We start from the raw sequence: 19,231 nt of genomic DNA, 5'->3' as shown, positions 1-19,231 counted from the left end.
GGCTCTGCAGAGTAGAGCGATTGCGGGCTGTGGAATGATCGCTTGCCGTAGCGAAGCTACGAGCTGGCGCAGCAGACGCCACGTCACTGGGTGGGTCAGGCGGCGTCGGCCAAGCGGGGAGAGTCTTCGAGTTCGTCGACGAGCGGCTCGAGCAATAGAATGATCAGCAGATGAGCGAGGATATGGGGTCTGGCGGACCGCTCGTCGGTTCCGGGAGGTCCCTTCAGGCCAATCAGGCTTTTCAGCCGCTTGAAGCCGAGCTCAATGCGCCATCGCAGCCGATAGAGGGCGAGGATATCTGCAGTCGTGAAGTCCTCTGGCCTGAGTGAGGTCACCAGGATCACCCAATCTGCGGCGTCAAGTGTTTGCCTGGAGAGCTGATGACCTCCCTTTTGTGCAGTCCGGCGCGCCTTGCGTCGCGCAGCCGCAGCAGCTTGCGCCGGCTTCTTCGCGGCAACCAGACGCACTGCGAGCGGCGGCGCACCTGACTTGCGCTTTATCCAAATCGGCCGATCGATCAGGCCACGCGCCGAGGCGTTGCGCAGTTCGGCAGTGAGGTCAACAAGATTACCTTCGGCATCGAGCCAGCGCGCGCTCTTCCAGCCGGCCCGGATCACGAAGTCCGCATCGGCATCGACGAGATGCGCCATGCGCTCCGGTTGCAGATAGGCGCGATCGGCAAGACGGATCTCACCGGCAACCGCCGGTATCCGATCCAGCGTCTCGCCCGCTCGCTGATCGGTCAGTTCGAAGTGACCAAAGCGCTCCTGCGGAAGATCGAACGCGCTATGGATACGCCACACTGCGTTCTTGTTCCTGCCGCTCGTCCCAGCCTTGGGGACCGTCGTGGCGTCAACAATACGGATCAGACGACCGCGGCTCGCCTTCGGCGCCGCGGCGGCAAGCGCCTGCTCGACCAAGATTGCCAGCCAATCTCCGCACTGACGTAAGCGATACAACAGAGCCACGTTGGAGATATCGACAAGCCCAACCGACGTGGCCCATGCCGCCGTCAACCGCAGCCCTTTCTCACCAAGGCAATAAGCCAAGATCAGGCGCAGCAAGTCGACCGCATTGCTGATCTCCCGCGGACGGACAAACGCCTTCGTCTTGCGCGCGCTAATGTTCAGAGCCTCGGCTCCGCCAAGTCGGGCGACAACGCGCGCCCAATCTTTGTTCACAAGCGATTCGTGTGCCATTCCATCTTGGAATCACAAGCGAATCCAAGGCGCAAATCCTATTTTAGCGCCTATGGGCTTTCGCCGGGACGACAGCGGGATTGGGGCGCTGTTCCCCGACATTTCCTGCCGGAAATCGGGTGGCGCGGGCCGCAATCAGGGGCCAGATTCCGTCCCATGACAGCAACAGCCAAAACCATTACCCGCCCATCCACCGGCATCCCGGCCCGCGTCGACGGGCTCGACTGGGACCAGATCAAGACCGACCTCGACGATCAGGGATGCGCCGTCCTCAACGGCCTGCTGACGCCTGAGGAATGCGATGCCATCGCCGCGCTGTATCCCGACGACAGCCAGTTCCGCAGCCGGATCGTGATGGGCCGTCACGGCTTCGGCCGCGGCGAGTACAAGTATTTCTCCTATCCGCTGCCGGACCTGATCGCGGAGCTGCGGCCGGCGCTCTATACGCGGCTGACCGCGACAGCCAATCGTTGGAACGAGACGATGGGGATCGATATCCGATATCCTGCGTCGCATGCGGCGTTCCTGAAGCGCTGCCATGACGCCGAACAGACGCGGCCGACGCCGCTGCTGCTGCAATATGGCGAGGGCGACTACAACTGCCTGCACCAGGATCTCTATGGCGAGCATGTGTTCCCGATCCAGGTCGCGATCCTGCTGTCGCAGCCCGGGCGCGATTTTACGGGTGGCGAATTCGTGCTGACCGAGCAGCGGCCGCGGATGCAGTCGCGGCCCGAGGTGGTGCCGCTCACCAAGGGCGATGCGGTGGCCTTTGCCGTGCATCATCGCCCGGTGCAGGGGACGCGCGGACCGTATCGTGTCAATCTGCGCCACGGCGTCAGCAGGATTCGCTCCGGCCATCGCCACACCGTTGGTGTGATCTTCCACGACGCGAAGTGAGTGCGAGAGAGGCGTGGCCACCGATCTGTTCGAGACCATTGGCGATGCCCGGCCATCGCGCGAGACGATCGCGGATGGCGCGGTGCTGTTGCGCGGCTTCGTCCGGCCGTTCGAGGCCGAGCTGATCCCGGCCTTGCGTGCCATCGTCAAGCAGGCGCCGTTCCGGCATCTGATCACGCCGGGCGGCCACCGCATGTCGGTCGCGATGACCAATTGCGGCAGCGTCGGCTGGGTCTCCGATCCCAGCGGCTATCGCTATGATCCGATCGATCCCGTCTCGGGACAACCCTGGCCTGAAATGCCGGAGGTGTTGCGCAGGCTCGCCGCCGACGCCGCTGATGAAGCCGGCTTCAACGGCTTCGCGCCTGAGGCCTGCCTGATCAATCGCTACGTCCCCGGCGCAAAACTGTCGCTGCATCAGGACAAGGACGAGCTCGACTACCGCGCACCGATCGTGTCGATCTCGCTCGGGCTGCCGGCGATCTTCCTGTTCGGCGGCCTGCAGCGCAGCGACACGCCGCGCCGCTATCGACTCGAACATGGCGACGTTGCGGTGTGGGGCGGCTCGTCACGGCTATTTTATCACGGCGTGGCACCGCTCGCAGATGGCGAGCACAGCGTGCTCGGCCGCCAGCGCATCAATTTGACCTTCCGCAAGGTGCGCTGAACCGCCGGGTGGTCTAGACTTGGCGGATGACCACCAAGGCCGACCGCGCCGTCAACCGCACCGGCGTCTATCTCGCCGTGCTGCAGCTCGTGTTCACGCTGGGCTGGACCACCTATCTGATCTATCTGCCGAAGCTATGCGCCGATGTCGGCATCGCACCGTCGACCGTGATCCTGATCCTGATGATGGATCAGGGCATCTTCACCGTCACCGACACGGCGATGGGCATGGCCGCCGACAGGATTTCGAGTCTGGTCGGCCGCCTTGGCTTGTTTGTCGGTATCCTTGCCGCGATCTCCTGCGCCGCCTTCGTCGCATTGCCTTACGTCGCCGGCACCGGGCCGGGCGCGAGGGTCTGGCTGATCGTGCTGATCGTGATCTGGGCCGTGACGTCGTCGGCCTTGCGGGCGCCGCCGCTGACGCTGCTCGGCAAGTATCGCGCGCAACCCTCGGTGCCGTTCCTCGCGGCGCTGGCGATGCTGGGTTATGGCATCGCGGGCGCGGTCTCGCCCTATCTTGGCGTCGTGCTGCGCAACCAGGATGCACGGCTGCCGTTCGTGCTGTCAGGCGCGGTGCTGCTGCTGACCGCGCTCGCCTTCTCAGGCGTCGAGCGCCGCATCGCGGCGGAGGCGCAGCCGGCGCGGCCGGCGCCCCCGGCGAAGCGGCTCGGGGCGGTGCCGATGTTCCTGATCGGATCGATGGTGCTGCTGTCGCTCGGCTACCAGCTGCACTTCAACATCAACAGCGCGCCGTTCTATTTGCGCTTTGCCAAGGCGGACGAGCTGCAATGGCTGATGCCGGTATTCTGGATCGGCTTCAACATCGCGATGTTTCCGGCAAGCATCGTCGTCAAGCATCGCGGCGGCCTGATCGTGATGGGCGCGGCGGGACTGCTCGGTGCCTTTGCGATCATCGCCGCCGAGATCGCCGGCAGTCTCAACGTCCTGATCGTGGCGCAATTCATGGCGGGGGCCGCTTGGGGCTGCATGCTGATGAGCGCGGTGTCCGCGGCGCTCGCGATCGGGGAGACCGGCGCGGAAGGCAAGGTCACCGGCCTCGTGTTCTCGGCGCTGGCGCTTGCGACCTTTGCGCGGATGGCGGCCGTCGCGGGTGGCCTGCAGAAGATGCCGGACTATGCGCCGCTGGTGCAATGGGCGCCGGTCGCCTGCTGGTCGGTCGCCGGCGCCGGCCTGCTCGTGATCGCCGCGTCACGGCTGCAACGCGGGGTGAAGAGCGCTTAGCGTCGTCATTCCCGTGGCGCGAAACGAACCCGGAATCTCGAGAGTCCGGGTTCGATGCTGCGCATCGCCCCGGAATGACGAGCGTTTGGCTTAGTTATTCCGCGCCGGATGGATGAATGCCCAGGGCGAGACTTCCGAATCCGTCGGCACTTCCACCGAGATCACGTAAGGCCCGCCGTCGGCCAGCGCCTTCTCCAGCACGGGGCGGAAGTGATCCGGCGAGGTGACCCGCGCGGCGCCGACACCGAAGGATTCTGCAAGCTTCACGAAATCCGGATTCACCAGGTCGGAGGCGACGACGCGGCCGTCGAAGCGCTCGCGCTGGTCGCGGCGGACATTGCCATAGGCGTTGTTGTTGAACACCAGCGTCACCACGCCGATCTTGAACTGCACGGCGGTGGCAAGCTCCTGCACGCCGAACATGAAGCCGCCGTCGCCAGTGATCGCGACCACCGGCTTGTCCGGATTGGCGACCTTGGCGCCGAGCGCGGTCGGGAAACCCGAGCCGAGCGTGCCCTGATAGCCCGAGGTGACGAAGGTCCGCGGCTCGTAGATCGGAAAGCCGTACCAGGAGGCGAAACCGACCTGCGACAGCTCGTCGGTGACGATGGCGCTCGCCGGCAGCACCTCGCGCAGGATCTTCAGATAGGCCATCTGCGGCTGGATGCGCTGGATCTCCTGCTCGGTCGCGGCCGTCGCCTCGCGGATCGCGGCGCGGCGGCCGGAGGTCCTGCGGTAGCCCACCTTGCGCACAGCGGCGGCGAGATCGGCGGTGCCGGCCTTGGCGTCCGCGATCACGCCGGCATCGGCCGGCCAGCGCCGCAGCTCGACCGGATCGATGTCGATGCGCACGCATTTCAGTCCGGCGGGCTGGTAGGGCCAGCGCGACATCGTCGGCAGCTCGAGGCGCGTGCCGATGCCGATCATCAGGTCGGTCTTCGGCCAGAGCTTGTAGGCCGAAGCCATGGTGAGCCCGAGTTCATGCGCGTTGGAGACGATGCCGCGGCCGCTGCGGAAGGCGACGACAGGCGCGTCGATCATCTCGGCCAATTCGAGGATCTCCTCGCGCGCCTCGATGGCGCCGCTGCCGACGAAGATCATCGGCGCCTTGCTGCCGGCGATCAGGTCGGCGGCGGCCTTGATGCGGTCCGCATCGGGCTGCGGCGCCGGCAACGGATCGAACGGCTTGACGGCTGCGACCTGGGTGCGCTGGGTGAACACGTCCCACGGCATCTCCAGCGAGGCCGGGCCGCGCCGGCCCGACAGCATCTCCTGGAACGCGCGCGACACCAGCGCGGGGGCGTTATCAGGGTATTCGATCCGGTCGGCCCATTTCACGAAGGTGCGCAGCGTCGCGAGCTGGTCCGGCATCTCGTGCAGATGGCCGCGGCCCTTGCCGAGGAACTGCGTCGGCACCTGACCGGTCAGGCACAGCACCGGCTCGTTGCAGCCGAATGCGGTGAGCAGCCCCGCCGAGGCGTTGAGCACGCCCGGGCCGGGCACCACGCTGAACACGCCGGGCTTGCCGCTGGAGCGCGCATAGCCGAACGCCATGTAGCCGCAGGCCTGCTCATGCCGGGCGCCGATCACCTTGAGCTGGGCCTGGTGGAAGGCATCGAACAGGCCATAGATCTGCGCGCCGGGCAGGCCGAACACGGTGTCGACGCCGTGGGCGACGAGGCCGTTGACGATCGCTTCGCCGCCGGATGTTGAGGTCATGGCACTGTCCACTTTGCTGGTGAGGTTAGGTGGCTTCGTCGACGACGCTGTTGCGCAGGATGCCGACGCCTTCGGCCTCGACCTCGACGACATCGCCGGGCTTCAGATAGCGCGGCGGATCGAACCGCGCACCTGCACCGGTCGGGGTGCCCGTGACGATGATGTCGCCGGGAACCAGCGTCGTGAAGGTCGAGATGTAGTTGATGAGGTAGCGGAAGCCGAAGATCAAGCGCGAGGTGCGGTCGTCCTGGCGGGTCTCGCCGTTCACCCGCGTGGTCAGGCGGATATCGGCGATCTGCTCTTCACCGGTGTAGGGCACGATCCACGGGCCGAGGCTGCCGGTGGAATCGAAGTTCTTGCCCTGGGTGACGTTGAACTTGGCGTGCCGCACCCAGTCGCGGATGGTGCCTTCGTTGCAGAGCGTGATCGCGGCGATGTGATCGAGCGCGGCGCTCTCCGCAATGTGCCGGCCGGCCTTGCCGATCACCAGCACCAGCTCGCCCTCATAGTCGAGCTGCGGCGAGATGCGCGGCCGCACCACCGGCGTGTTGTGGCCGACGAAGGAGCGCGGCACCCGCAGGAACATGCTCGGGTATTTCGGCGCGTCCGAGCCGTCCTTGTATTCGGCATTGCGGTCCGGGTAGTTGACGCCGATGCAGATGATCTTTTCCGGCGCCGGGATCGGCGGTTGCCACGCGACTGCGTCGAGCGCATGGTCGGGCGCGCGCCTGGCGGCATCCTCCACGAGCCTGCTCAGCGCGCCGGCGGCGATCGCCTCGCGCAGCGTCGGATAGTCCTTGGCGAAGCGCGACGAGAGGTCGACGATGCCGGTGTCGGTGACGACGCCATAGCTGGTGGCGCCGTTGAAGGAATAGGTGGCGAGGCGAGGAGAGGGCATTAGTAGTCCCATAATTGGTGTCGTCCCTGCGAAAGCAGGGACGACGTGAGGAGGAAGGCGCGCACTAGTCCGCGACCAGCACGTCGGCGACGAAGCGCGGCTCGCGCACCGCCTGGCCGGCGAAGGTCGAGCCTTCCTCGAACCAGGAGCGCGGCGCCGGCGCGCCCCACAGCGTCTGGCGGCGCGGATCGCGCAGCGACCAGCGCAGCGGCTCATGGTCGTGATCGCCGGTGAAATAATCGCTGGTGTAGAGCTCGATGCGGTGGCCGTCGGGATCGCGGATGTACAGGAAGAAGGCGTTGGAGATGCCGTGCCGGCCAGGGCCGCGCTCGATGTTCTTGAGGTAGCCGGAGGAGGCCATCACGTCGCAGAGATGCACGATGTTCATCGCGGTCGGTACCCAATAAGCGATGTGGTGCAGGCGCGGGCCGCGGCCGTTGGTGATCGCGAAGTCGTGGACGTTGCCCTTGCGGTGCATCCAGGCGGCTGCGATGCGGCCGTTGTCGCCGTCCTCCTCGGCATATTCGGTGAGGCGGAAGCCGAGCCGGGCGTAGAAATCGACGGTGTCCTGCACTTCGGCGGCGAACACGTTGAAATGGTCGAGCCGCTGCGGATGGCAGCCCTTGTAGAGATCGTAGCGCCGCAAGAGATGCGGGCGCTTCTCCATCGTGGCGTAAAGCTCGATCTGGAAGCCGAACGGATCGGTGAATTGCAGGGTGCGGCCCTGGAACGGCTGGTCGACGAAAGCGTAGGCGATGCCGTTCTCGGAGAAGAAGGCGGCCGCCTTGTCGAGGTCGCCGTCGTTGCCGACCTTGAAGCCAAGCCGGTTGCAGGCCGCCTTCGGCGCCTTGCGCAGCACCACCGAGTGATGCTGGTGCTCCTCGCTGGCGCGCAGATACACCGACTTGTCGTCGCGGTTCTCGATGTGGAGGCCGACCGTCTTCTCGTAGAAGGCGGCGCTCTTGTCGAGATCCGTGACGTCGAGCACGGCATGGCTGCAGCGGATGATGTTGAACGGCGGATCGAAAACGTGTGTCGGAACGGGCATCGGTGTTTCCCCTCAATTTTATTGTCATTCCGGGGCTCGCGAAGCGAGAACCCGGAATCTCGAGGCTCCGGGTTCGATGCTGCGCATCGCCCCGGAACGACGGCTGGCTAAATTCCCAGTTTCTGAATCTTGTGCGTCCCGCGCGCGAGCGAGACGTGCTTGGTTTCCATGTAGAAGTCGAACGAGTAGTCGCCGCCGTCGCGGCCGATGCCTGACGACTTCATGCCGCCGAACGGGGTCGGCAGATGGCGGACGTTCTCCGAATTGAGCCAGATCATGCCGGCTTCCAGCGCATCCGCCACGCGCAGCGCGCGGCCCATGTCTCCGGTCCAGACATAGCCGGTCAGGCCGTACTCCACGCCGTTGGCGATCTCGATCGCCTCTCGCTCGTCCTTGAACGGGATCACGGTCAGGAACGGGCCGAACACCTCCTCCTGCGCGACCCGCATCTTGGCGTTCGCGCCGGTTACCAGCGTCGGCTGCACATAGTGGCCGCCGCCGGGACCGTCATGCGGCTTGCCGCCGACCGCGATCGTGGCGCCGTCGTTCTTGGCGACGTCGAAATAGCTGCACACCTTGGCGAGATGCCGCTCATGGATCAGCGGCCCGATCTCGGTGGCGGGATCGAGGGGGTGGCCAACCTTGAGCGCCTTTACGCGTTGGGTCAGCTTCTCGATGAACTTGCCGGCGACGCTCTCCTGAACCAGCAGCCGGCTCGACGACGTGCAGCGCTCGCCATTGAGCGAGTAGATCATGAACACGACGGCATCGAGCGCGCGATCGAGATCGGCGTCGTCGAATACGATCACCGGGTTCTTGCCGCCGAGCTCGAAATGCACCCGCTTCAAGGTCGGCGCCCCCTGCGCCATGATCGCTGAGCCCGTCGCGCTCTCGCCGACGAAGCCGATCGCCTTGATGGCGGGGTGCTCGGTCAGCGCCTTGCCGGCCTCTTCGCCGAAACCATGCACGGTGTTGAGCACGCCGTCGGGGATGCCGGCCTGTTTTGCGAGTTTGACCAGCAGATCGGCGGTGACGGGCGACCATTCCGCCGGCTTGTGCACCACGGTGCAGCCGGCCGCGAGCGCCGGCGCGATCTTCCAGGTCGAGAGCATGAACGGCGTATTCCACGGCGTGATCACGCCGACCGGGCCGATCGGCACGCGGGTCGAGATGTTCCAGTGCTCGTCCGAAGGCGTGTTGAGACCGTCGCGGGCCTCGCCGCATTTGTCGGCGAAGAAGCGGAAATTCTCCGCGGCGCGGATCGCGGCCTTGGCCATGAAGCGGTGCGCCTGGCCGGTGTCGATGCATTCGAGCACGGCGATGTCGTCGGCGCGCGCCTCGATCGCATCGGCGACGCGATGCAGCAGCTTGCGGCGCTGCGCCGCCGGCATGTCGCGCCAGGCCTTGAAGGCCTTGGACGCCGCGGTTGCGGCACGGTCGATATCCTCGGCATTGCCGCGTGCGACCGTCGCCAGGACCGTGCCGTCAATCGGCGATCTCGTCTCGAAGGTCTGGCCGGAGGCCGCCGGCACGATCTTGCCGTCGATCACATGGCCGATGCCTTCGGCTTTCAAGCTTGCAAGCAGCGGGCCGGCGCGATCGCGGTTGGCCTGGAACACGTCGGCTGGCGATTTCGCTGTCGCTTTATCCATTGACCGTCTCCACCTTCAGTGCGTCGTGGATGTTGTTGCGTTTCCAGCTGGTTTCCTTGTCGTTGATCTGCATGTCGAACGACAACGCGAATTTGCTGTTGGCGAAGACCGGATCGAGATGAGCCGATAGCGCCTTGAAGATGTACTCGCCGGCCTTCTTGCGGGTGGCGAGATCGCGGCCTTCGCCGAGCCGCAGCACCATGTCGAGGAAACCGTAATTCTTGCGGCCGTCGGCGATCGCGTAGTGCTCGCATCTGACGGCACGGACGCGGATGCCGCCGAGCGGGAAGATGCCGGTCTCGACCGCGGCCTTGCGGACCAGTTCGACCGTCGCGCCCATGTCGACCAGATCGTCGAGATTGGCGGAGTATTCAAGCGTGAAATGCGGCATGCAGCGCTCCTGCTGAAGGCGTCAGGCGAAGTAGCAGCTTACGGAACCATACGGTCCGTAGTCGGCCTGGATGGTGTCGCCCTTGCGGGTCTCGATCGGACGGATGAAGGAGCCCGCCAGCACGACCTGGCCGGCTTCCAACGCCAGCCCGTTCGGCGCGATCTTGTTGGCGAGCCACGCCACCGCGGTCGCCGGATGATTCAACACGCCGGCGGCCAGACCGGTTTCCTCGAGCTGGCCATTTCGGAAGCACAGCGCGCCGATCCAGCGCAGGTCGGCGTCCAGCGGGCGGATCGGCCGGCCGCCGAGCACGATGCCGGCATTGGCGGCGTTGTCGGCGATGGTGTCGAAGATCTTGCGGGTCGCCTTGGTCTCGGGATCGACGCGCTCGACCCTGGTATCCAGGATCTCCAGCGCCGGTACCACGAAATCGGTCGCGTTCAGCACATCGAACAGTGTGCAGTTCGGCCCGGTCAGGCGATGCTTCATCACGAAGGCAAGCTCGGCCTCGACGCGGGTGGCGATGAAGCGGTCGGTCGGGACCAGGCCGCCATCGGCGAAGAACATGTCGTCGAGCAGGATTCCGGAATCGGGCTCGTCGATATTGAGCGCGCTCTGCATCGCTTTCGAGGTCAGGCCGATCTTGTGGCCCTTGACGACGCGGCCCTGCGCCACCTTCATCTCGACCCAGGCCTTCTGAATCGCGTAGGCGTCTTCGAGGGTGATGCGGGGGTATTCCAGCGAGAGCTGGCGGATTTGCTTGCGGGTCTTTTCCGCGCCGTCGAGCCGTTCGGCGGCAGCGCGGATATCGTCCTTGGAGAGGGCCATGCGTGCTACACAAAAGTGGATGTCGGGAGATGATTAACATGTTAAGTGAATTCCCGCAAACTGAATCAAGGCATGTTGCACCGCAAAATTTCGTTGCGCAGGATTAGGTAATGGCGCGCAAAAATTCGAACGACATTGGGCAGGGCGAGGACGTGGCGGCGCGACGGACCCCGATGCGCGAGTTCTCGCGCTCGCTGCCGATGTCGCTGCTTCGCGCCCGCGAGGCGGTGATGCGGCAATTCCGTCCGTCGCTGCGCAATCACGGGCTGACCGAGCAGCAATGGCGGATCCTGCGCGCGCTCACCGCGGTCGACGAGATCGAGGTCACCGAACTCGCCCGCATGGCGTTTCTGCTCGGCCCGAGTCTGTCGCGAATCCTTCGCGATCTCGAGGGCCGCGCGTTGATCGAGCGCAAGGCAGCGGAGAACGACGCGCGGCGCGCGGTGGTTTCGATCTCCGCCAAGGGGTTGAAGCTGATCGAGGCGGTGGCGCCGACGTCGGAGACGATCTATGCCGAGATCACCCGGCGCTTCGGGGCGCGCAAGCTTGCCGAATTGCAGGAGATGCTGGGCGCGCTCGAAGCGAGCCTGGCCGGAATGGGCTCGTCCGATGACGCCGAGGTCGAGGCTGACGAGTAGCTTCGATCATGCGCGGCATTCGCGCTCAGGCCATGTAGGGCACGCGCGAAATCACGTTGATGGCGCGGAATTCGGCAATCCAGCCCGCGACCTTCGAGTGGGACCATTCGATATGGCGGCGCAAGATGGCTGCCGCCGCGTCGCCGTCACGCGTGCGCAAGGCCTCGATGATCACCAGATGCTCGTCCATGAAGGAATCGATCTGCGGCGCGGTCAGGGCGACCTGAATGTGCTTGCCGATCACGAAAGCGCAGTGGGTGCGCTTGAGGGCTTCGATCATCTCGCGATTGGCGCCGTAACCCAGGCAGCGGATATGGAGGTCGCCTTCGATCTCATCGAGTTCGCCGACGCCGACGCGGTCGCGGTGCTGGATCCCCTCGCGCAGCCGCTCCGCCATGCGGTCGAGCAGGGCGGCAGGAATTGTCGCCGTCGCGGATTTGAGGAGCAGCGGCTCGAGCGTTGCGCGCACCTCGAAGATGTCGCGGAGGCGGTCCTCGTCCAACGGCACCACGTACCAGTGCGCCTTGGCGCCCTTCTCGAGGATGCCGATCGCCTGCGCGCGCAGCAGCAGGTTGCGCGCCACCGTGCGCCCCACCCGGAAATGCCGCGCCAATGCGAGCTCGCTGACGCGGAAGCGTCCGAACAGCGACCGGTAAATGATCTCACGTTCGAGCTTGTAGTAGAGCGTATCCCAGGCGTCGCTGCGCACGGCATCGACGGGGCCGTCGGTCAGCCCAAACATTTCCGGTGTGATCGGGACGCGCCGAGGGTCGACCTTGCGCTTGCCGGCGATGACGCCGCGACCGTCGAACCGCCGCACCAGGCCGATATGCTCGAGCTGTTCGAAAGCCTGCCGCACCGGAGAGCGGCTGGAGCCGAACAAGGTCGCGATCGCCGATTCGGAAAGAACCGTGCCAGGTGGCACGTCACCAGCGCGAATGTGCTTTGCCAATGCGCTCTTGATCAGCGCGTAGGCCGGCTGTTTTCGTCTGGTTTGCGATTTCGCTCGTGGAATCGACATGGAATGGCTGCCCGCTGGCCACACTATCACGTGATCGCGTCATGGTCGCTCGTAGCAGGCATTTACGCACCTCTGCCAGCGAACTTTTGACTATTGCGTGCAATGTGCAATCATGTTTAGCTGGGTCAAACGCCAGATTGATGGTCGCCGTTGCACGGCTTGCGCGCTGCAGCGGTGCTCACGTTTGCTCGTCGCGCCGTTTGATGGCTGCGGACGGGCCAACAGATCGACGCGTCAGCTCGTCTCAACGCAGCCGACAGCAAGTTCGGCGCATCACAGGGAGGATGGAATGAAACTGACGAGACGTGAGTTTTCCGCCAGCTTGGCGGCAGGTCTCGCTGCACCCGCGCTGATGCGCAGCGCTTGGGCGCAGGGTGCGACGATCAAGATCGGCATGTGCGTGCCGGTGACCGGACCCGCGGCGGAGCAGGGGCTGTGGGCCCAGAACGGCGCCAAGCTGGCGCTGGCCGCGGTCAACAAGGCCGGCGGCGTGCTCGGCAAGCAGGTCGAACTCGTCATCGAGGACGATCAGACCACCAATCCGGGCATCGTGCTGGCATTCTCCAAGCTCGCCGCGCAATCCGACATCGTCGCCTTCCTCGGCTCGATCCGCTCGACCCAGGTGCAGGCGATGGCGCCCGACGTGATCAAGGTCGGCAAGCCGGTGATGATCGGCGGCACCAATCCCGACCTCACCCATTCCGGCAATCCCTGGCTGTTCCGCTTCCGTCCGAACGACAATTATTCCGGCCGCGTGATCGCCGACTTCGGCGTCAATACGCTCGGCAAGAAGAAATGGGCGATCGTGCATTCGACCGACGCCTTCGGCACCGCGGGCGGCAAGGCGCTCTCGGAAGCGCTGACCAAGCTCGGCGCGCCGCCGGTGCTCGACCAGGGCTATGCCAATCAGAGTCAGGACTTCACCCCGGTCGTACTGGCCGTGAAGCAGTCCGGCGCTGACGTGCTCGGCACCTACTTCACCTTCGAGAACGATCTCGGCATCTTTGCCCGGCAGCTGCGCCAGCTCGGCGTCAACATTCCCTGGGTCGGCTCGCCCTCGGTGGTGGCGGTCTCCTCGACCAAGCTCGCCGGCCCCGCGCTGTTCAACACCTACGGCGTCGCCGACTTCGCCGAGGATTCAAGCGATGCGGCGAAGGCGTTCGGCAAGGCCTATCGCGATGCCTACAAGACCGCGCCCGACAACCAGAGCGCTTGGCCCTATGATGCGATCACCATCCTGTCGGCGGCAATCAACAAGGCCGGCTCGACCGATCCGAACAAGATCCGCGACGCCATCCTCGCGACGCAGAAGTTCGCCGGCGCCGAGGGCGAGTACAATTTCGACAAGAACGGCGACGGTCTGCACGGCTACAATGTCGTGAAGAACGACAAGGGCAAGATCGTCTACGACAAGCATATCGACTTCAACGATTGATAGCGGTTCGGCCTCTCCGGGCCACCTCGGAGAGGCCGTTCGCCCGCGACACAATTCTCAGATCGAGCGCTCGTCATGGATCTCGTCCTCCAACTGCTCTTTACCGGCATCGGCATCGGCGCGGTCTACGCGCTGGTCGCGCTCGGTTTCGTGCTGATCTTCCGTGCCACCAACGTGGTGAACTTCGCGCAAGGCGAGTTCTCGATGGTCGCCGCCTATCTGATGGTGGTGTTCTCGGTCGATCTCGGCTGGCCTTACTGGCTGTCGTTCCTGATCGCGCTCGCCGGCATGGCGTTGTTCGGCGTCATCTTCAATCTCGGCGTCTATTATCCGCTGCGCAATCGCACCTATCTGCCCGTGATCATCGCCACCATCGGCGCCTCGATCCTGCTGTCGAACTCGGTGCTTGCGATCTACGGCCCGCAGCCGCAGGTGCTGCAGGGCTGGTTCGATACGCCCGGCATTCAGCTCGGCCCGGTCTATCTCGACAGCCAGTATCTTCTGATCATCGGCGTCACGATCCTCCTGGTGCTGTTCAATTTTTGGTTCTTCGAGAAGACGCTGCTCGGCAAGAAGTTGCAGGCGACCTCGCAGGATAAGGAAATGGCCTCGCTGCTCGGCATTTCCGTTTCCACCATGATCATGATCACCTTCATCTATTCGGCCGTGCTCGGCGGTCTCGCCGGCATCCTGGTGGCGCCGGTGCTGTTCGTCTCGATCCAGATGGGCTCGACGATTGCGCTGAAGGCGTTTGCCGCGACCATCATCGGCGGCTTCGGTGACGTTGCCGGCGCCATCGTCGGTGGCCTCGCGCTCGGTGTCATCGAGACGTTCGGCGCCGCCTATATTTCGGTGCCGTACAAGGACGGCTTTGCCTTCCTGGTGCTGATCGCTTTCCTGGTGTTCCGGCCGCAGGGCATCTTCGGCGAACGTGTCGCGGAGAAAGCATGAGCGTCAGCGACAACATGATCCCCGCGCCGGCCGTGCGCTCGAAGCCGCTGATCATCCGTCATCTGCCGTATTTCATCGGCGCCGCGGTGCTGGTGGCGCTCGCCGCCGGCATGCGGTTCGACGGGTACATCCTCAACATCCTGCTGCAGGCCACGACCTTCTCGATCGCGGTGTTCGGGCTGTCGGTCGTGCTCGGCCTGTGCGGCCAGATCAACCTGGCGCAGGCCGCGTTCTTCGGCTTCGGCGCCTATGTGGTCGGGCTCGGCACCGCGGACCTGCACCTGAACTTCTGGCTCTGCCTGGTTGGCGCCTGCGCGATCACGCTGATCGCCGGCGCGTTCCTCGGCATGTCGACGCTCAGATTGGGGGGGCACTACCTTGCGATGGTGACGATCTCGTTCCAGCAGATCGTGACGCTGGTGATGATCAATGCCATCGGCGTGACCCACGGGCCGGACGGCGTCGCCAACATTCGCCGGCCGGAGCTGTTCCAGTCCTCGCAGAGCTATCTGGCCTTCTGCGTCGCGATGCTCGCGATCGTCGGTTACCTGGTCTGGCATCTACCGGACACCAAGCTTGGCCGCGCCATGCGCGCGGTGCGCGACAACGAGCTTGCGGCAGGCGTCAACGGCATCGACGTATTCCGCACCAAGATCTACGCGTTCGGCCTCTGCGCGTTGCTCGGCGGTCTGGCCGGTGGCCTGTTCGCCGGCGGCTTCGCCTATGTCAGCCCGGACCAGTTCTCGTTCGCGGAATCGATCGTGTTCCTGACCATGTCGCTGCTCGGCGGCGTGGCCTCGCCGATCGGCTCGGTGATCGGCACGGGCCTCTTGATCCTGATCCCGGAATGGCTGCGCTTCCTGAAGAGCGTGCCGGGACTTTATCTGGCGATCTACGGCCTGTTCGTGATCCTGATCATCCGCTTCATGCCCGACGGTATCTGGGGTTTTGTGTCGGACGCGTTCACGCGTTGGCGTGCGCACACCAAGGCGCCGCCGGCCGCGGCGGCCTTGCAGCTCAAGCCGGCGACGTCAGGCGGCGACATCGTGCTCGAAGTGACCGGGCTCTCGAAGCATTTCGGCGGCCTCAAGGCGGTCGACGGCGTCGATATCGCGGTGAAGCGCGGCAGCGTGCATGCGCTGATCGGGCCCAACGGCTCCGGCAAGACTACGACGCTGAACGTGCTGTCCGGTCTCTACAAGGCGACCGCGGGCAGGATCGTGCTCGACGGCACCGACATCACCAATATGGCGCCGCATCAGCGCACGGCGGCCGGCCTCGGACGCACCTTCCAGAACATCCGCCTGTTCCGTTCGATGACCGCGCTGGAGAATGTCGAGATCGGCGCCGAGCGTCCCGGCAACACCATGATCGGGAAGGGCGAGGACGCGCTGACCGAGCGCGCGATGGAGGCGCTGACCTTCGTCGGCCTCGGCAACCGCGCCAACGAATTGATCTCGAGCTTCTCCTACGGCCACCAGCGCCTGATCGAGATCGCGCGGGCGCTGGCGTCGAACCCGACGCTGCTGCTGCTCGACGAGCCGGCGGCCGGTCTCAACTCGACCGAGAAGCTGGAGCTGCACGAGCTGCTCAAGCGCATCGCAGCCCAGGGCCTCACCATCTTGATCATCGATCACGACATGACGCTGGTGTCGGAAGCCGCCCAGCACATCACCGTGCTGAACTTCGGACGCCGCATCGCGGACGGCGAGTCCATGGCGGTGCTGCGCCATCCCGACGTCGTCTCCGCCTATCTCGGGAGCGAATGATGCCGCTGCTCGAAATCCGCAATCTCGTGGTCCGCTACGGCGAGATCGAGGCGCTGCGCGGCGTCACCATCGCCGTGGAGCAGGGCCAGGTGGTCACGCTGCTCGGCGCCAACGGCGCCGGCAAGTCGACCACGCTGCGCGCTATCTCAGGCCTCGCCAAGCCCGCCTCCGGCGATATCATGTTCGACGGCCACTCGATCGCGGGCCTCGGGCCCGAAGCGATCGTCCGGCTCGGCATCTCGCACGTGCCGGAAGGCCGCCGCGTGTTTCCGGGCCTCACCGTGAAAGAGAACATCATGCTCGGCGCGTCGAACCGGAAGGTGCCGGCGTCGCAGATCTCGCGCGAGGCCGACGCGATGTTCGACCTGTTCCCGGACATCCGCGCCTTCTCCAACGCGCTCGGCTGGACGCTGTCCGGCGGCCAGCTGCAGATGGTCGCTGTGGCGCGCGGCCTGATGGCCAAGCCTCGGCTGCTGCTGCTCGACGAACCGTCGCTCGGGCTGGCGCCGGTCATCGTGCAGGCGGTGTTCCGCATCATTTCGCAGATCAGGAAGGACACCACGGTCTTGCTCGTCGAGCAAAATGCGCGCATGGGACTCTCGGTCGCCGATCACGGCTTCGTCCTGGAAACGGGGCGGATCGTGCTGGGCGGCAAGCCCGACGAATTGTGGGGCAATGAAGCCATCGCCGCGGCCTATCTCGGCGGCCACGCCAAGACCCACGCCTGACAACGTCCCCTGCTTTACTGAGCGAGCTGGTTTTTCATGGTCACCATCAAGGTCGATAACCTCATCAACTTCGTCTCCGAGGTGTTTTCCCATTCGGAGTCCTCTCCGGAAGAGGCGAAGCGCATCGCGACCTATCTGACGACAGCGAACCTCACCGGGCATGACAGCCACGGGGTGATCCGTGTGCCCGTCTATGTCAGGTGGAAGAAGATGGGCTCGATCGTGCCGAACCAGACTCCCGAGGTGGTGGTCGACACGCCGTCGCTCGCGGTGGTCGACGGCAAGTTCGGCTATGGCCAGACCGTCACGCCGGTTGCGGTCAAGCTCGGTATCGAGAAGTGCAAGAAGGCGGGGCTCGCCGCGGTCGCGCTGCGCAACTCCGGTCATCTCGGCCGCGTCGGCGACTGGGCCGAGATGGCCGCAGCCGAAGGCCTTGTTTCAATTCATTTCGTGACCGCGGCCGGCTCGCTGCTGGTTGCGCCTTACGGCGGCGTCGAGAAGCGCCTGTCCACGGCGCCGTATTGCGTCGGCATTCCGCGTCAGGGCCAGGATCCGATCGTGCTCGATTTTGCGACCTCGGTTGTCGCCGAGGGCAAGTGCCTGGTGGCAAGCCGCGGCGGCAAGAAGCTGCCGATCGGCGCGCTCGTCGATGCCGACGGCACGCTGAGCGAGGATCCGCATGTGCTGTATGGTCCGTACACGCCGGACGGACCGCGCGACCACACCAAGGGAACTGGCGCGATCCGCGCCTTCGGCGATCACAAGGGCTCGGGTCTCGCCTTCATCTGCGAACTGCTCGGCGGCGCGCTGACCGGCACCGGCGCGACGTCGTCGGACCGGCGCTTCGCCAACGGCATGATGGCGTTCTACATCGACCCCAAGGTGATCGACACCAGCAATTTCTTCGACGACGAAATCACCCGCTACACCGATTTCATCCGCGCCACCAAGCCGATCGCGGGCACGGAGTCCGTGCTGATTCCGGGCGATCCCGAGCGGAAAACCCGTGCCGATCGCACCAGGAACGGCATCCCCTTGCCTGACGACACCTGGGCGGCGATAGTGAATACCGCGCGCGAAGTCGGCGTCAGCGAAGTTTCTATCCAGCGGGCGACCAGCTGAAAGCTCGTCCCCCCAATAAACCGCAAAGGGAAACGCGATCAATGGCAAACAAGGTCAAGCAAGTCTGGGCATCGGGCAAGGCGGTGGTGAACGCGTGGCTCGCGATCCCCTCGGGATTCTCCGCCGAAGTGATCGCGCAATGCGGCTTCGACAGCGTCACCGTCGACATGCAGCACGGTGTGCAGGATTATCAATCGATGGTGCAGTGCTTCCAGTCGATGCATGCCCATCCGGTGACGCCGATGGTCCGCGTGCCCTGGAATGAGCCCGGCATCATCGGCAAGGTGCTGGACGGCGGCGCCTACGGCGTGATCTGCCCGATGGTCAACACACCGCAGGAAGCCAAGAACCTCGTCTCCTACGCCAAATATCCGCCGAAGGGCGTGCGCTCCAACGGCCCGATCCGCGCCGGCATGTACGGCTCGGCCGGCACCTATCAGCAGACCGCCAACGACGAGATCGTGCTGCTGCCGATGATGGAGACCAAGACCGCGGTCGAGAACATGGAAGCGATCCTCGATGTCGAAGGCATCGACGGCGTCTATATCGGCCCGTCCGATCTCGGCTTCTCCTACGGTCTGGTGCCGAAGCTCGATCGCGATGAGCCGGAGATCCTCAAGATCTACGAGAAGATCATCAAGGAATGCGGCAAGCGCGGCCTCAATCCGGGCATCCACTGCTCGGGCGCCGAGGGCGCGGTGCGCGCGATCAACATGGGCTTCAAGCTCGTGACGCTGTCGAACGAGGTCGGCCTGATGCAGGTCTACGCCAAGATGCAGGTCAACGCGACCCGCGAGAAGTCCGGCGGCAAGGCGTAAGTTCTGTCCGCGATTTTAGCTCTGCTCCCTCGCCCCGCTCTCTTGTCCGCCGAAGCCCGGCTTCGGGCGAAGGCGGATGCGGGGAGAGGGTTGGGGTGAGGGGCCTCTATCCGGCGAGCACCATCGTTGTAAGTGACATCGTGCCTCGCCCCTCACCCGGATCGCTGACGCGATCCGACCTCTCCCCGTAAAGGACGGGGAGAGGT

General features: G+C 65.0%; 18 protein-coding genes. 10 read left to right on the top strand and 8 right to left on the bottom strand.

The window, feature by feature from the left end; genetic code table 11:
* Positions 1 to 95: 95 nt before the first annotated feature.
* Positions 96 to 1,181: an IS4 family transposase gene (locus ACVIYL_RS40265; RefSeq protein ID WP_253604643.1), complete on the bottom strand. Its 1,086-nt coding sequence runs from the start codon at positions 1,179 to 1,181 to the stop codon at positions 96 to 98.
* Between the two features lie 174 nt (positions 1,182 to 1,355).
* Between ACVIYL_RS40265 and ACVIYL_RS40260 the strand changes: the two genes are divergently transcribed.
* Genes ACVIYL_RS40260 through ACVIYL_RS40250 form a run of 3 tightly spaced genes read left to right on the top strand, consistent with a single transcriptional unit; the run spans position 1,356 to position 4,007 of the window.
* Positions 1,356 to 2,099, top strand: coding sequence for a 2OG-Fe(II) oxygenase (locus tag ACVIYL_RS40260; RefSeq protein ID WP_092083312.1), 744 nt, complete (start codon positions 1,356 to 1,358; stop codon positions 2,097 to 2,099).
* A 13-nt stretch (positions 2,100 to 2,112) separates the two neighbouring features.
* Positions 2,113 to 2,766: a DNA oxidative demethylase AlkB gene (gene alkB, locus ACVIYL_RS40255; protein ID WP_057015725.1), complete on the top strand. Its 654-nt coding sequence runs from the start codon at positions 2,113 to 2,115 to the stop codon at positions 2,764 to 2,766.
* A 26-nt stretch (positions 2,767 to 2,792) separates the two neighbouring features.
* Complete coding sequence (locus ACVIYL_RS40250) at positions 2,793 to 4,007, top strand: MFS transporter (protein ID WP_456781189.1); 1,215 nt, start codon at positions 2,793 to 2,795, stop codon at positions 4,005 to 4,007.
* Positions 4,008 to 4,097: 90 nt separating this feature from the next.
* On the opposite strand, the gene ACVIYL_RS40245 is transcribed toward ACVIYL_RS40250, so the two are convergent.
* The 6 genes from ACVIYL_RS40245 to hpaH form a co-directional block, all read right to left on the bottom strand.
* Positions 4,098 to 5,726, bottom strand: coding sequence for a thiamine pyrophosphate-dependent enzyme (locus tag ACVIYL_RS40245; protein WP_456781188.1), 1,629 nt, complete (start codon positions 5,724 to 5,726; stop codon positions 4,098 to 4,100).
* 25 nt (positions 5,727 to 5,751) lie between these two features.
* A complete protein-coding gene (locus ACVIYL_RS40240; protein ID WP_310882592.1) occupies positions 5,752 to 6,624 on the bottom strand; it encodes a fumarylacetoacetate hydrolase family protein in 873 nt (290 codons plus the stop codon).
* A gap of 64 nt (positions 6,625 to 6,688) precedes the next feature.
* The gene (hpaD, locus tag ACVIYL_RS40235; RefSeq protein ID WP_253609604.1) at positions 6,689 to 7,672 is read right to left on the bottom strand and encodes a 3,4-dihydroxyphenylacetate 2,3-dioxygenase; all 984 of its coding nucleotides are present in this window, start codon (positions 7,670 to 7,672) and stop codon (positions 6,689 to 6,691) included.
* A gap of 107 nt (positions 7,673 to 7,779) precedes the next feature.
* A complete protein-coding gene (hpaE, locus tag ACVIYL_RS40230; protein ID WP_456781187.1) occupies positions 7,780 to 9,324 on the bottom strand; it encodes a 5-carboxymethyl-2-hydroxymuconate semialdehyde dehydrogenase in 1,545 nt (514 codons plus the stop codon).
* Entirely contained in the window at positions 9,317 to 9,715 is a 399-nt protein-coding gene (locus tag ACVIYL_RS40225) for a 5-carboxymethyl-2-hydroxymuconate Delta-isomerase (RefSeq protein WP_076832987.1), read from the bottom strand. The genes hpaE and ACVIYL_RS40225 overlap by 8 nt, the downstream gene beginning before the upstream one ends.
* Before the next feature lie 21 nt (positions 9,716 to 9,736).
* Positions 9,737 to 10,543, bottom strand: coding sequence for a 2-oxo-hept-4-ene-1,7-dioate hydratase (gene hpaH, locus ACVIYL_RS40220; RefSeq protein WP_141339477.1), 807 nt, complete (start codon positions 10,541 to 10,543; stop codon positions 9,737 to 9,739).
* A gap of 110 nt (positions 10,544 to 10,653) precedes the next feature.
* On the opposite strand from hpaH, the gene hpaR reads away from it, so the two are divergent.
* Positions 10,654 to 11,181, top strand: coding sequence for a homoprotocatechuate degradation operon regulator HpaR (gene hpaR, locus ACVIYL_RS40215; RefSeq protein ID WP_456781186.1), 528 nt, complete (start codon positions 10,654 to 10,656; stop codon positions 11,179 to 11,181).
* Positions 11,182 to 11,206: 25 nt separating this feature from the next.
* Here the strand turns inward: hpaR and ACVIYL_RS40210 are convergent, their stop codons facing one another.
* A complete protein-coding gene (locus tag ACVIYL_RS40210) occupies positions 11,207 to 12,202 on the bottom strand; it encodes a GntR family transcriptional regulator (protein WP_092083321.1) in 996 nt (331 codons plus the stop codon).
* A 289-nt stretch (positions 12,203 to 12,491) separates the two neighbouring features.
* On the opposite strand from ACVIYL_RS40210, the gene ACVIYL_RS40205 reads away from it, so the two are divergent.
* From ACVIYL_RS40205 to ACVIYL_RS40180, 6 genes are all read left to right on the top strand, one after another.
* Positions 12,492 to 13,637 (top strand): ABC transporter substrate-binding protein, encoded by a 1,146-nt coding sequence (locus tag ACVIYL_RS40205; protein WP_092083322.1) that lies wholly within the window; start codon positions 12,492 to 12,494, stop codon positions 13,635 to 13,637.
* A 75-nt stretch (positions 13,638 to 13,712) separates the two neighbouring features.
* The gene (locus ACVIYL_RS40200) at positions 13,713 to 14,588 is read left to right on the top strand and encodes a branched-chain amino acid ABC transporter permease (protein WP_016841141.1); all 876 of its coding nucleotides are present in this window, start codon (positions 13,713 to 13,715) and stop codon (positions 14,586 to 14,588) included.
* On the top strand, positions 14,585 to 16,357 hold the full coding sequence (locus tag ACVIYL_RS40195; protein WP_253609601.1) for a branched-chain amino acid ABC transporter ATP-binding protein/permease: 1,773 nt from the start codon (positions 14,585 to 14,587) through the stop codon (positions 16,355 to 16,357). The genes ACVIYL_RS40200 and ACVIYL_RS40195 overlap by 4 nt, the downstream gene beginning before the upstream one ends.
* Positions 16,357 to 17,085 (top strand): ABC transporter ATP-binding protein, encoded by a 729-nt coding sequence (locus ACVIYL_RS40190; protein WP_057015754.1) that lies wholly within the window; start codon positions 16,357 to 16,359, stop codon positions 17,083 to 17,085. The genes ACVIYL_RS40195 and ACVIYL_RS40190 overlap by 1 nt, the downstream gene beginning before the upstream one ends.
* A 36-nt stretch (positions 17,086 to 17,121) precedes the next feature.
* On the top strand, positions 17,122 to 18,207 hold the full coding sequence (locus tag ACVIYL_RS40185) for a malate/lactate/ureidoglycolate dehydrogenase (protein WP_456781185.1): 1,086 nt from the start codon (positions 17,122 to 17,124) through the stop codon (positions 18,205 to 18,207).
* Between the two features lie 41 nt (positions 18,208 to 18,248).
* Positions 18,249 to 19,025: an HpcH/HpaI aldolase family protein gene (locus tag ACVIYL_RS40180; protein WP_018270573.1), complete on the top strand. Its 777-nt coding sequence runs from the start codon at positions 18,249 to 18,251 to the stop codon at positions 19,023 to 19,025.
* Positions 19,026 to 19,231: the final 206 nt, after the last annotated feature.

The sequence above is a fragment of the Bradyrhizobium sp. USDA 3315 genome (assembly GCF_054056795.1).
Note: the sequence above shows the minus strand (reverse complement) of the source record. Positions and strands in the feature narration are given on the sequence as shown.